Origin of the sequence: Halonotius sp. F2-221B, from assembly GCF_046719765.1 — an archaeon.
Taxonomy (GTDB): Archaea; Halobacteriota; Halobacteria; order Halobacteriales; family Haloferacaceae; genus Halonotius.
Window position 1 is genome coordinate 1 of the sequence record NZ_JABEBY010000024.1, and the last position, 13,015, is coordinate 13,015.

General features: G+C 56.4%; 8 protein-coding genes and 1 pseudogene. 6 read left to right on the top strand and 3 right to left on the bottom strand.

The genetic code is table 11. The annotated features are described in order from the left end of the window. Positions 1 to 258: 258 nt before the first annotated feature. A pseudogene (locus HKK80_RS14095) lies at positions 259 to 615 on the bottom strand (ISH3 family transposase); the annotation flags it as partial. A 453-nt stretch (positions 616 to 1,068) separates the two neighbouring features. Between HKK80_RS14095 and HKK80_RS14100 the strand changes: the two are divergent. The 3 genes from HKK80_RS14100 to HKK80_RS14110 all read left to right on the top strand — a co-directional run bounded on the left by HKK80_RS14100 (position 1,069) and on the right by HKK80_RS14110 (position 5,152). Beyond that, positions 1,069 to 2,286 carry a sugar phosphate nucleotidyltransferase gene (locus HKK80_RS14100; RefSeq protein ID WP_411800225.1) on the top strand — a complete coding sequence of 406 codons (1,218 nt, stop codon included), beginning with the start codon at positions 1,069 to 1,071 and terminating at the stop codon, positions 2,284 to 2,286. Beyond that, on the top strand, positions 2,286 to 4,082 hold the full coding sequence (gene glmS / locus HKK80_RS14105) for a glutamine--fructose-6-phosphate transaminase (isomerizing) (RefSeq protein ID WP_411800226.1): 1,797 nt from the start codon (positions 2,286 to 2,288) through the stop codon (positions 4,080 to 4,082). Before HKK80_RS14100 ends, glmS begins: the two co-directional genes overlap by 1 nt. An 83-nt stretch (positions 4,083 to 4,165) precedes the next feature. Then, positions 4,166 to 5,152, top strand: a complete 987-nt coding sequence (locus tag HKK80_RS14110) for a GDP-mannose 4,6-dehydratase (protein WP_411800227.1) — start codon at positions 4,166 to 4,168, stop codon at positions 5,150 to 5,152. On the opposite strand, the gene aglF is transcribed toward HKK80_RS14110, so the two are convergent. Then, a complete protein-coding gene (aglF, locus tag HKK80_RS14115; protein WP_411800228.1) occupies positions 5,153 to 5,896 on the bottom strand; it encodes a UTP--glucose-1-phosphate uridylyltransferase AglF in 744 nt (247 codons plus the stop codon). A 136-nt stretch (positions 5,897 to 6,032) separates the two neighbouring features. Here aglF and aglM point away from each other — a divergent pair, with 136 nt between their 5' ends. Beyond that, positions 6,033 to 7,325 carry a UDP-glucose 6-dehydrogenase AglM gene (gene aglM / locus HKK80_RS14120; RefSeq protein ID WP_411800229.1) on the top strand — a complete coding sequence of 431 codons (1,293 nt, stop codon included), beginning with the start codon at positions 6,033 to 6,035 and terminating at the stop codon, positions 7,323 to 7,325. A 349-nt stretch (positions 7,326 to 7,674) separates the two neighbouring features. Here the strand turns inward: aglM and HKK80_RS14125 are convergent, their stop codons facing one another. After that, the gene (locus HKK80_RS14125; protein WP_411800230.1) at positions 7,675 to 8,133 is read right to left on the bottom strand and encodes a hypothetical protein; all 459 of its coding nucleotides are present in this window, start codon (positions 8,131 to 8,133) and stop codon (positions 7,675 to 7,677) included. Between the two features lie 290 nt (positions 8,134 to 8,423). Here HKK80_RS14125 and HKK80_RS14130 point away from each other — a divergent pair, with 290 nt between their 5' ends. Next, entirely contained in the window at positions 8,424 to 10,772 is a 2,349-nt protein-coding gene (locus HKK80_RS14130) for a hypothetical protein (RefSeq protein ID WP_411800231.1), read from the top strand. A 5-nt stretch (positions 10,773 to 10,777) separates the two neighbouring features. Further along, complete coding sequence (locus HKK80_RS14135) at positions 10,778 to 12,916, top strand: hypothetical protein (protein ID WP_411800232.1); 2,139 nt, start codon at positions 10,778 to 10,780, stop codon at positions 12,914 to 12,916. Positions 12,917 to 13,015 lie beyond the last annotated feature (99 nt).

A 13,015-nucleotide genomic window follows, 5' to 3' on the forward strand; every position in this document is an offset into this window, starting at 1 on the left:
ACGCTCGTATCAAGCTACAGCAGCTGTATCCAGTTGAGCCGAGGAACTAGTCAGACCACATCTGAACCTACACTCAGTCGATCACATTGAGAAGTTGTCTGTCTCCGGTAGCGAATGCTGAACCGGTGGTTTCGGTACTTCTCTGAGTGCCGAGGTGCCGGGAACAGGGTCTTCCGGTCTCGGCTGTCGCTGTCGGCGGCGATCTGCCGCCGACGCGGCAGTGTTACCACTCACTACGGTCGCACACTCTGGCGATAGCTATCGGAAGAACCGCTCGTCCAGTGCTTGATTCGTTGGTACAGATCGACGAACCCCAAGCACTGTCCACGCTGCGCGGAGTACCATCTCGCAAAACTCAATGAACGACCACTCCCAGAGGTGGCGGCCGCCGCGTCGCGGCGCCGCCACGTACTTCCAGTGAAGATATTGCCACCTGTTCTGGAGGACGAGACTTACAACAAAAAGCAGCAGCCGCAACCCAGCGTCACGAGGACTAGTCATAGCGAGGCTCTGCTTGGCCAATCGGTAGCTCGATTCGATGCCAAATCGCTTGCTGTAGTGGTGTCTGTCATCACGTGGTGTGTCGATGAACGGCGCGTCAGCGGCGTGCGAATGCTCGACGCGCTGTCGAAGTGAACGGTATGAAACGTCGGTTTCAGCGTCTAACTGACGAATGCTCGTATTGAACCTGAGCAATGAGTAGAATGCAAACAGGAGCGTCCCGAGGCCGATCTTCGCGTGGGCAAAGATCGTGCTGGTCTTGTCGTTGAATGTACGTCCACAATCCTTACAGCGGTATCGGTGAAATAATCGATAACTGCCGTAGTTGATCACTGATTCACTGCGGCAGTGCGGGTAGTAGAGGCAACCATGCCAGCGAACCTGCTGGAGCAGTTAGCGGCAGCAGCCCCCGAACGAAACACTTCGAATCATAACATACTCGATGACGCAATCGTGTCACCCTTGCCCGCTACGCTTTCATAGCGGCGGCTCTATCCGACCAACAACCTGCTTCGTATGAGCGGCCGTCGAAGCAAATGTTAAGTCCAAACAGACAAATATTGCTGCATGTCAGCGTCTTCGTCTACGACACCCACACGGCCTTCCTCGGCGGTCGTACTGGCTGCTGGCGAGGGTATTCGGCTTCGCCCTTTGACGGCCAACCGACCGAAGCCGATGCTCCCAGCCGGAACACGCCCGATCCTTGAACACGTACTCAACGCCCTGATCGACGCCGGTGTCGACGACATCCACCTTGTCGTCGGCTATCAGGCGAACCGCGTCAGATCTCATTTCGGATCGACCTACCGCGAGATACCGATCACGTACCACACACAGGATAACCAACTCGGGAGTGGGCATGCCGTGCTGCAGGCGCGGGACGGTCCAGACAAGTCGTTTCTGCTCGTCAACGGCGACCAGATTATCGACCACCGGATCGTCGAGGCCGTGGGTGACGCCCACGTGGACACGGCGACGATGGCGGTCGTCGAAGGCCCAGAAGCGGTCGACTACGGCGCGGTCACCCTCGACGGCAACAAAATAACGAATTTGATCGAACAGCCAGCCAGTGGGGAGTTCAGACTGTTCAATGCGGGGGTCTATGCGTTCACCCAGCAGATCTTCGAGGCAATCGAAACACTGTCGATTGAGAGAGGCGAACTCCCAATCACGGACGCTCTACAAGCACTGATCGATGACGAGAACCACACCGTTGCCGGCGTCCGAACCGACCATTTCTGGATGGACGCGACCCATCCGTGGGATCTCCTGTCGCTGTCCCGCGAACTCCTCGGTCGTGGCTGGGTTGAACCCGCAGCCGACAGCGACGGATGCTATGTCGCTGACACAGCCCACATCCATCCTGATGCAACGCTCGTCGGCCCGGTCGTCGTCGACAGCGACGCTGTGATCGAAGCCGGCGCGGTCGTCGGCCCATATGCGGCTATCGGATCGAGTTCCACCGTCGGTGCGGGTGCAGTGCTCCACGATGTCGTCGTCGATACCGACACCACCATCGGCCCCAATACGACCGCAACTGATCTCGTTGTCGGACAGGGGTGTGATATCGGTGCTGGACTCACGGCCGCCGGAAACCCAACCGAAGTCGTACTCGACGGAGCGGTGTACAGCGACATCGATCTCAGCGGCGTACTTGCCGACCGAGTCAACATCGGCGGCGGCGCGACGCTCGAACCCGGGACGCTTGTCGGCCCGGATGCAACCATCGGCGACGGCGTTGTTGCCCGCGGCCGCATCGACGGCGGTAGCGAGGTGGTGCGCTGATGTGTGGGATCGTCGGGTCGATCGGTCGTAGCGACGATACTGTTGACGTGCTGATGGATGGCCTCCGAAGTCTCGAATACCGGGGCTACGATTCAACAGGTATCGCACTCGGCCCGAAGCTCCAAGTGCTGCGTAAATCCGGCGAGCTCGACGCGCTCACTGAAGTCGTCAACGCAAACGAGCCGACCGGTACCTACGGGATCGGCCACACGCGCTGGTCGACCCATGGCCCGCCGACCGACCGCAACGCCCATCCGCATACCGACGAAAACGGCCGAGTCGCCGTTGTTCACAACGGCATTATCGAAAACTACGCCGAACTCAAAAGCGAACTCGAAGCTCAGGGCGTCACGTTCAGCAGTGACACTGATACCGAGGTCGTTCCCCATCTGATCGCTCAACGACTGGCTGACGGCGTCGACGCCGAAACCGCCTTTCACGAGACGGTCGACCGTCTTGATGGGAGTTATGCCATCGCCGCCATTATCGACGGCGAAGAGACGATCTACGCCGCCCGACAGGGCTCACCGCTTGTCGTCGGCGTCGGCGACACCTGTACGTATCTCGCCAGCGACGTGCCGGCGTTCGTCGAACACACGCGGGACGTGATCTATCTCGAAGATGGCCAGCGGGTACGCGCCGACGCCGACGGCTACACCGTCTTCGATGACGACCGCGAACCAGTCGAGGTCAGCATCGAAACGGTCTCGTATACCGCCGAGGAAACCGGCAAAAGCGGCTACGACCACTACATGCTGAAGGAGATCCACGAACAGCCGACCGCGCTCCGGCAGTGTTTCTCCGGCCGTGCTGACGCGCTTGAAGGAACCATCAGCTTAGAAGAGGTCGACGAGATCCCCCAACCGGACGCGGTACAGTTCGTCGCCTGCGGAACCTCCTACCACGCAGCCCTCTACGGTGCTTCGATCCTCCGGGAGACGGGGGTTCCCGCAGAAGCGTATCTCGCCAGCGAGTACGCGCTGTCGCCGCCGCCACTCTCTCTTGGGACGCTCGTGGTCGGGATCACACAAAGCGGCGAAACCGCCGACACCCTCGCCGCATTGCGGGATGCCCAGAGCCGCGGTGTCACCACGCTTGCACTCACAAATACCGTCAACTCGACGGCCGCCCGAGAGTGTGACCACGCAGTTTACATCCGGGCTGGCCCGGAAATCGGCGTCGCTGCGACGAAGACGTTCTCATCGCAGCTCGTTGGCTGTAACCTATTGGCCGAGGAACTTGTTGATGGGCAGCGTGACCTCCGACCGCTGATTGAGTCGCTTCGGGGGCTTCCGGACGATGTCCAGTCAATTCTCGATAGCTCCGCCGCAGAGTCACTCGTCGACGACTACGCCGATAGCGACGCCTACTTTTTCATCGGTCGTGGGACGAACGTCGCGGTCGCCCTGGAAGGCGCGCTCAAATGCAAGGAGATCAGCTACGAACACGCCGAGGGGTTCCCAGCGGGTGAGTTGAAACACGGACCGCTCGCGCTTGTCACACCTGATACGCCGGTGTTCGCGGTCGTCATCGGTGACGACGAGCGCGCCCAGAAGACGCTTGGCAACATCAAGGAAGTCCAGGCCCGTGGCGCGCCCGTCATCGCCGTCACCGATGGGGAGTCCGCAGCCGACGAGATCGCCGACGAGACGCTCATGATCCCGGAGACGAGCGAACGAGCGGCGCCAGTTCTCGCCAATGTCCAACTCCAGCTGTTTTCGTATCATCTCGCCGATGAACTGGGTCGACCGATCGATAAGCCACGAAATCTCGCGAAAAGCGTGACCGTCGAGTAATTCAAGAGATCAGCACCAAGGTGGGATGAGAACGATGGGTGGGAGATGGTAACGACTATTCCTGCTCTCTCACACATTAAACTATGAATATCCTTGTCACCGGCGGAGCCGGCTTCATCGGCGGCCACCTCGCAGACTCCTTCGTCGACGCGGGCCACGATGTCACCACACTCGACATCCTGGAACCGTTTTACGATCTCGGACTAAAAGAGCACAACATCGACGTTGCCCGACAACGAGCGACCGAAACCGACGGCAGCTACGAGTTCATCAAGGGCTCAACCACGGACGAAGAACTCGTCGACGAGATCACCGAAGACATCGACATCATCTATCACCAAGCCGCTCAAGCCGGCGTTCGGGCGAGCGTTGAGAACCCAAGCAAAGTCACCGAGTACAACATCAATGGCTCCCAAACGATCCTCGAAGCCGCCCGCAAACATGACGTAACACGTGTCGTCAACGCCTCGTCGTCATCGGTCTACGGCAAACCCGAGTATCTGCCGTACGACGAGGCCCACCCGAACGAGCCTGTCTCACCATACGGTGCCTCAAAACTCGCCGTCGAACACTACATGCGGGTCTACAACGAGGTCTACGGGCTTCCAACGGTCTCCCTCCGCTATTTCACCGTCTATGGCCCGCGTATGCGGCCGAACATGGCGATCAGTAACTTCGTCTCCCGATGTATGCGCGGCGAAACTCCAGAAATCTACGGCGACGGCACCCAGACACGTGATTTCACCTATATCGCCGATATCGTCGATGCCAACCACAGCCTACTCACAGATGATAGCGCCGACGGTGAAACGATGAACATCGGCTCGACGGACAACATCGACATTACCACGCTCGCGGAGGTTGTCCGCGACGAGATAGATCCAACACTCGACATTAACTATACCGAGGCCCGCGATGGTGATGCCGAACACACCCACGCAGATATCTCGAAAGCCAACGATTTGATCGGTTACGAGCCGAGCCGTGATATTCGTGAGGGGGTTGGGGAGTTCATCGACTGGTACGAACAGAACCGCGAGTGGTACGAACCGCTAGTCGTCAGCTCCTGATTAATCGTCCGCGGAAACGGATTGATCGGAGTCTGCTGCTTGCAGTCGCTCTTCAGCCTTATCTCGATCTTCCGGATAGCCAACGTCGATCCGCCAGCCTTCGAGCTCGATAGCATCAATGGTACGACCACTTCGAATCAATAGATCGATAGCCTCGCTGATCTCGTATTCGCCGCGGTTCGACGGCTGGACAAGATGGCAGGCGTGGAAGATTTCCGGCGTGAAGGTGTAGAATCCGGTCATCACAAGGTTCGACGGCGGGTCATCGGGTTTCTCGATGACATCGGTGATCTCACCGTACTTGTTGGTGTCACAAACGCCGTACCGGCTTGCCTCCTCCCACGGTACTTCCTCGACGAGGAACGCCGCATCGGCTCGATCCTCGCGCTGGCGACGAACAACGTCCTCAAGATTCGCATTGAAAATGTTGTCGCCGAGCATGAGCATGAAGTCGTCGTCGATGTGTTCCTCAACGGAAAGCAACGCGTGGGCCAGCCCGTTCTGTTCACGCTGGTGGGTGTAGGTGATCGGCACGCCCTCATACTCGTCGCCGTAGTGGTCGATGATCCGCTCTTTGAGATAGCCGACAACGACAACGAGTTCGTCGGCACCCAACTCGACAAGTTGGTCGAAACAGTGCGTTAGGATGGGTTGGCCGTTGACTTCGACCATTCCCTTCGGTTTGTCTTCGGTCAGCGGCCGAAGACGCGTTCCTTCGCCAGCCGCCAGCACGACTGCTTTCATTGTGTCCTATCAGACACCGTGCATCTGTATATCCCTTTTCATCACCGATAATACACAACGAGCACGATAGCACGCGGGCGTCGGCAGAGTTACGTGAACCAAAGGTTGACTACGGCCGGCGTACAGGTCTCCGCTAATGCGAATCAGTATTATCGGCAGCGGCTACGTCGGCACGACAATCGCCGCGTGTTTCGCCGACTTAGGCCACGAAGTCGTCAACGTCGATATCGATGAGGAGATTGTTTCGGCGATCAACAGCGGCGAGTCGCCGATCCACGAACCGGGACTCGACGACTTAATTGCCACCCATGGCGGCGACACGCTCACCGCAACAACGGCCTACGACGACGTACTCGACACTGAGATCACATTCCTCGCACTGCCGACGCCATCCCGTGAGGACGGCAGCATCGACACTTCGATCATCGAAGCCGCCGCCGAAACGCTCGGCGAAACGCTACAGGAGAAAATCGACGACCACGTTGTCGTCACAAAAAGCACGGTCATTCCGACGACAACGAACGAAACGCTTGCTCCGATCCTCGAAGCCGCCTCGGGTAAAACACTTGGCGACGACCTCCACGTCGCAATGAACCCAGAGTTCCTCCGAGAGGGAACAGCTGTCGAGGACTTCCTCAACCCGGATAAGGTCGTCTTCGGAACCGAGAGCGACACGCCACGCGAAACCCTACATGCCGTCTTCGAGCCGCTCATCGAGGAAACCAGCGCGCCGGTCGTCGAGACCGGCATCGAGGAAGCCGAAATGATCAAATACGCCAACAACGGCTTTCTCGCAGCGAAGGTCAGCCTCATCAACGACATCGGGAACATCTGTAAGGAGTACGGCGTCGACGCCTACGAAGTCGCCGACGCAATCGGCCTCGACGATCGCATTAGCGACCGATTTCTCCGGAGTGGGCTCGGCTGGGGCGGGAGTTGTTTTCCAAAAGATACTGCTGCAATAAAGTTTGCAGCCCGCCAGCAGGGGTACGAACCGAGTATGCTTGACGCTGCAACCGAGATCAACGACCGACAGCCGGATCGTCTCCTCTCGCTGCTCGACAGTCATGTCGATGTCGCCGGCAAGCGCGTTGCCGTCCTCGGACTCTCGTTCAAGCCCGGCACCGACGATATCCGGAACTCCCGAGCAATTCCGGTGATCGAGGGGCTGAACGAGCGTGGCGCGAACGTCGTCGCCTACGATCCGGTCGCAACGGAGAACATGCGCGAGCGGTTCCCTGATATCGAGTACGCCGACTCACCAGAGGCTGCACTCGATGACGCGTCGGCCGCACTCGTCGTCACCGACTGGCCGGAGATCGCCGACCTCGACGACGAGTTCGACACCATGGCGACACCGGTCGTTATCGACGGTCGGCATGCTATCGATCGGCGCGACGGGATCGTCTATGAAGGGCTGACTTGGTAGGAGGGGAACAAGGCGATCTCTGCTGATGTTGGCCAGCCCGCAACCGCACCACAGACATGTTCTGACAGCCTACCGGCTGTGGGAGAGGTCACGGCGGGACTCGACAGTATGAGATAACACGGGTTTTCATAGAACGATTGGGACTACAACTTAGACATCGAGTGTCTTGAACGAAGATCTTGAAGCTGTCTGGCAGTGAACGTAGCTGCAGTCATTGACCCGTAAACGAGTCCAATGACGAACAAAATCACCGCAAGCCAAAGCCAAGGAGTCGAATCGAAATTTAGCAACAAAAGCCCGGCAATCATAGACAATACGGATCTCGTCGCCCACTTCTTCTGATATGCCGTCAATCGCTCTGGGGTTGGCTCAGCAACCTAAATGGTCCAACTGAAACACCCGGATTCGAGTGTGAATTTTCAGCAGTAGACCGTACCGGCGTGACCACCTCGGAAGATGCAACTACTGGTAGATCTGTGATTGGTGAATCATCAAGCCATAACTCAAGTGGTTCCTTGATTGTGTACGTGTGTTCTCTCCCATCGCGAGAAATGATAATGAACCCGACTGTTTCAAGCGTTTCAAGCCGTTCTTGAAGAGTTTCGGGGGTAACACTCCAATCCACACAGCGCTGCAGCTCCGACTGAGTAAATGTCGTTGTACCATTTGAATATTGGATCAACATCTCATGGGCGAGGGTATATTCGTCTGGATCTTTAAGCAGACTTACATTATGATCATTGAGTCGCGCAGCGAGGACTGGAGCTTTCTCCAGTAGACGATCACGAGAGTCTTGTGCAGAGACCACATTAACCAATCACCAATAGTCAAATAAAAATATAACTATCCAAATAGCTTCATCGCTTATTCGAGGTAGTATATATATTTTTCTCAAATTCGAGAGTCAGTTCAGGGATTGCAATTGACGAATTTCAGTTACTCCCACATCCATACCCGCCGTAGGAGCGTGTGGAGTATGCTCAAAATAACGGACGCCCGATGGCGGTGTGATATGCCATCCCAAAATCTCATAGCGAGTGTATCAAACTTACTCGCAGGTGCGCACAGATTCAAATTGGCTGAGGAGAACCACTGACGATGTCGACGGACAATACACCGGTATCTGATAAGACTCCACAAAATGACACAGAGGAGAAAGACCTGACAGATACGCTGGGGATCCCGCCCACATACAGTCAGAATATTACGACAGTCTTCGGTGCTGGAGTGCCGGGTCGGCGGCGAACCAATGTAGTCAGACTGATTGTACCACCGGAACAAATCGGTGAGGTAGATTTCCGTGATACAATTGATGGCGCGCTTGTACAGATTATCAAGGAGGTGCAGCCGGATAGCAATGTCGCCGAAATAGAGATCCTGATGTATCCCTCGCCGATAGGATTCGCTATCGTCATAGATCCAGTGCCGCGTGGTATTGATGGTCGCTCAGTTGGGCAAACAGAGATCTCATCGTTTATCGAGGGAGTACATCAGAGCGTACAGACTGACGTTATCGACGCAGCGAAGTCGCATACTGATCGTTTGGGGATTGAAACAGGAACGCTGAATCTCGATCCGGTTGGCATATCTCACGTCTCGACCTCACGCCTGCTGCTGCACGAGGACAACCAGATCGGACACGAGTCGAAACTGGATCGGAATCCACTCGAAAAGATTCTCAAATCGCTAAAGGAAAATCACGAGCCATACATCTATCAGTTCATCGTCGGCGGCAGCGGTGGCACGAACAACTACGAGGGATCGATCCGGTTGGCCCCTTATGATCCGCAGTATACCTACGCTGGCGATGGCGGATTTGCCGAACTCGCCGAGAAGGGAACACCAGTTGATCTCGCTAATGAATACAAGTATCTCAACCTGACCTCGAATCATCAACTCGATACCGAGGAAGTACTCGAGACAGAATTTGACGAGCGCGTCGATGGCACTATAGACGCAACGGTAGAGTACAATTTTGTCACACAAAACCAATACCGCACGCGCTATCATATCAAAAATGAAGCCGACGAACTGCAAAAACTAGTCATTGGTAAAACAGAACACGTCGGACTCCTGAGTGGCAATGCCAGCCACAATGTGAAAAAATACAAACAGCACGACAAATACAGCTGGTTTGAGATCGATCCAGCACAGCTCAACCTGTTTGCAAAATGCGTGCCACTGCGGATGGAATATAACCCATGGAAGCTTCTCCGTGAGCGTGCTGCCCCAGAATTCGACACACGCAACGTCGTCCGTGAGATAAAAGATCTCAAACAGTCCAAGGGCATCGGAACGATCAATGCCCCAGAGAGCCCCGCCAAGATGGCCAACGAAGGTAGCGTTGGCCATCAAAGCTTTGGCAAACTTATCAGACGCTGGTTTGCTGAACAGGGAGACAGCATCATAATCGCCGATCAAAATGCAGATTCGCTGCCGGATCTGTGGCTCCTGACTGACGACGGGCTGATCATCAGCCTGAACAAGAGCGTCGCCAGTGAGATCGTCCCCGTCGAGGCCGAATGTCACAACATATCTAAACCGGCTGGGCCAATCAGAAACGCTGAACGAGCCTACGCATGCAATCAGCACGCAGTCTTCGTCTACGAATCCAAGAGTAAGGCGAAAAAGGGCTGCAAACCGCTGTTTACGCCGTATCGCGATCAGACCGATTTTGGCGTCTGGCTGTACAACGGCAAAGAGCCGATCACCAGTTCGGACGGTCGAACGCCCGTCGCCGAAGGCGCGTCACAGACGACAACAGCGATCTGGGAGTGTGATGCCACTGGCACAAAGCGACTTCAGATCGGTGAGACAGAGTTCCTGTTCGAACCGAATGAGTCGCTGGCGGACGGTGCGTATGAGTATTATCACCGCGAGGTCAGCAACACCCACCGTATTGAGGATGAAGACGGTGAGCTAATCGAAGAGTACACCAACGATTCAGCGTTCCGATCGAACTGGACAAAGATCACACGCCCACACCATCCAGCAGATTATCACTACGGCCAAAATATCACCGTCATGTATAGAGACACAGAGACAGAAGCAGGTACTGAGGAGCTGAAAGAATACAGCCACAGGCCATCGTGGTACTCCCAATACGAGGTCGAGACTGGCACGATCGACAAACTCCAAGTTGCTATGGAGAACTTCTTGGATGAGTTCGTGGTCGAAGCCGAGGGTGAAAAGTTGCCCTACAGCGGCTTCCAAGAGCAGTTCCGCGACTACTGCGAGCAGTGGCTGCCGATCGAGCCACCCAAAAACAGCGTTATCGGCCGAACGTTGCCCGAATATCTGAGAGACGCGAAGAAGGGTGGTACCGATAATAGAAATCCATATTTCGATGAGTACGCCTTCTGCTACCCGAAAAACAAAGATGTCGTCGACGAGATCGCTGCCGAGATAGATATCCCGCAGAGTGAGGACTTCTCAGCCCCCGAGTGACCACGATGTCATACCCAGGAAGCTTCAAAGCCATCCAACTGACGCGGTTTGGAGACAAAGAGAAAACAATCGCCGACAACACAGAGTTGATCCTCGACAAGCCGTTGTGTCGGCCACTTGCACGGCTGTGTCACGATGTCCTCTTCGAGCAGTCATGCACTGCTGTCGAATGGTATACCGTCCCTGGACGCCAGCAGCTGTCACAGTATGTCACTGTCGAACCCCCCGAGAGTGGCGGCGACCGAGAAGAGTATCTGCGGCCGTTTGGCCACGATGCAGCGCGAGAGCTCCCACCATCTGTCAGCGTCGTTCTCACCACGGTTGATCTCGCACCACTTGGAACCACACCAGCCCCGACACATCGACTGCTCACCACACGTGAGGATTTGGCATCGTGGGACGGGGGCAGCGTCGAGTCGGGGGCATCTCCGCTGCGACGATTCATCGTGGAAAACTTGACCCGAGCGGAGCCATCGATCCTGAAAGTCAGCGTTCGCAAGATTCTCGGGAGTGGTCTTGAAGTCTCGGTGTGGTGGATCGATTATGCACCGACAGCGCGCTATTGGACCCGCGAAGAGTTCACTCAGTATCAGATGGCGGCCGATTGGCCATCGCTGGCTGCACCCTTCGGTGGGAAACCGTTGACAACGACCTTTGAACTCCCCACGCAGTATGGTTGTGAGTATACCTCACCGGCTACTGGCGGTCACACAGCCACGCCACGGTATGAGTTGCCGTCCGACGAAGGGGCTGCCGCCGCGGCCGAATTGGCGATCACACTCGCACGAAAACCACAGGAGTATCTCAACAGCACAACGGTCAACAGGGATGACGAACCACTGCAGAATACCTACCAGAAGTTGAATATCGATCCGTGGCTCACGATCAACTCCGAGCAGTTGCCCAGATTCTGTGGTCTGCCGGCAGTGTTTTATCCCCAATCAGCGTGGCGTCACGCTCCTGGTCGCCTCGAACCGTTTGTCGAGACCCACGAAAGCTTTCGTGAGCTACGCACCCACAGCGAGAATACAAACACCATTGCAGCTACCTTACCGCCGCCTACAACAAAATGGGGTACAGAATCACCGGCTGTCGCTCAAAGTCGAGAGCTCTGTGGGACAGCCGCCGACAGCACAGCTACAGCCACTGATTCGACCGACCAGTCACCCGACCCGTTCGTCCAGACGACGGCCATCCGGCTGCTTGAGCGCGGCGACGATCTAGAGTCGATCAGTACTGGGCCGCCCGAACTGAGATTCAAAGCGACCACGCCGGATGGAACCACGTCGTCTGTGCTTGTCGGCGATGAGTCGCTGACGCCAACGAGTGTCGTGGCCGCTGCCGCAGTAACGCACCGAACCCCTGAGATCGACGCACTCACCATCGTTACCGAGAACTCCGACACTGCCAGTCAGGTTAGTACGTGGCTGCAAGAGCCCTATGATTACCGCACTGCCGACGGCGGTGTTCGGTTGTATCGAAGCTCCAAGCCGATATCCAACGAGACACACCAAGCTGTCCACCCGCCTAGCGCCGGGCCCGAAGAGTGGTATGTCTTCCCGGATGGAACGGTATACTGTATACACGACGACGAAATATGTGTGTCGTTCCCCCTATCTAACTTACCGTCACAACCACTATCGGACGCCGCGCTTTCGACCGCACTGCTGGATGAACTCCCTCCGAAATACCAGACCTCTATCGAAGATGCTGACAAGACGCCCACCGCCGACGCTTCCGAAACGCAACCCATACAGCCAGAAGAGGTATACGCGATCCGAACACCGGTGTGGCTTCCGCATGTGGCCAGTGGGCTCAGAGACACGACGATACTCGTCAATACTGAGGGATTTGTCGAACACCGACCAACACCCACCTGGGAGCATCAGGAAGCAGCCACCGAAGAGCAACAGGCCGCGGCAGCGTTCATCAACCAGTATCTGACCCACGCTCACGGACAGACCGTTGCACTTGAGGACGCTGTGTCGCTGTTTTCGACGTGGTATTACGCTCACGAGGGCACCACACCGCTGTCAGATCCGACGGCAGCATTCAAACAAGGGTACAACATGGTCTATGACCACTCCCTTGAGGAGAGTGCATCAACAGTCCCCGACTGCCGGTGGCTGTATCCTCCTGATTGAGTGTGTCGAGTACTGGCTGGGACTGGGGTGAAAAGGTGGTCTTCTTTTTCAACGTGAACGCGAAAGAGTCCATCTATCAGATTTCGGCTTCGTCGCTGC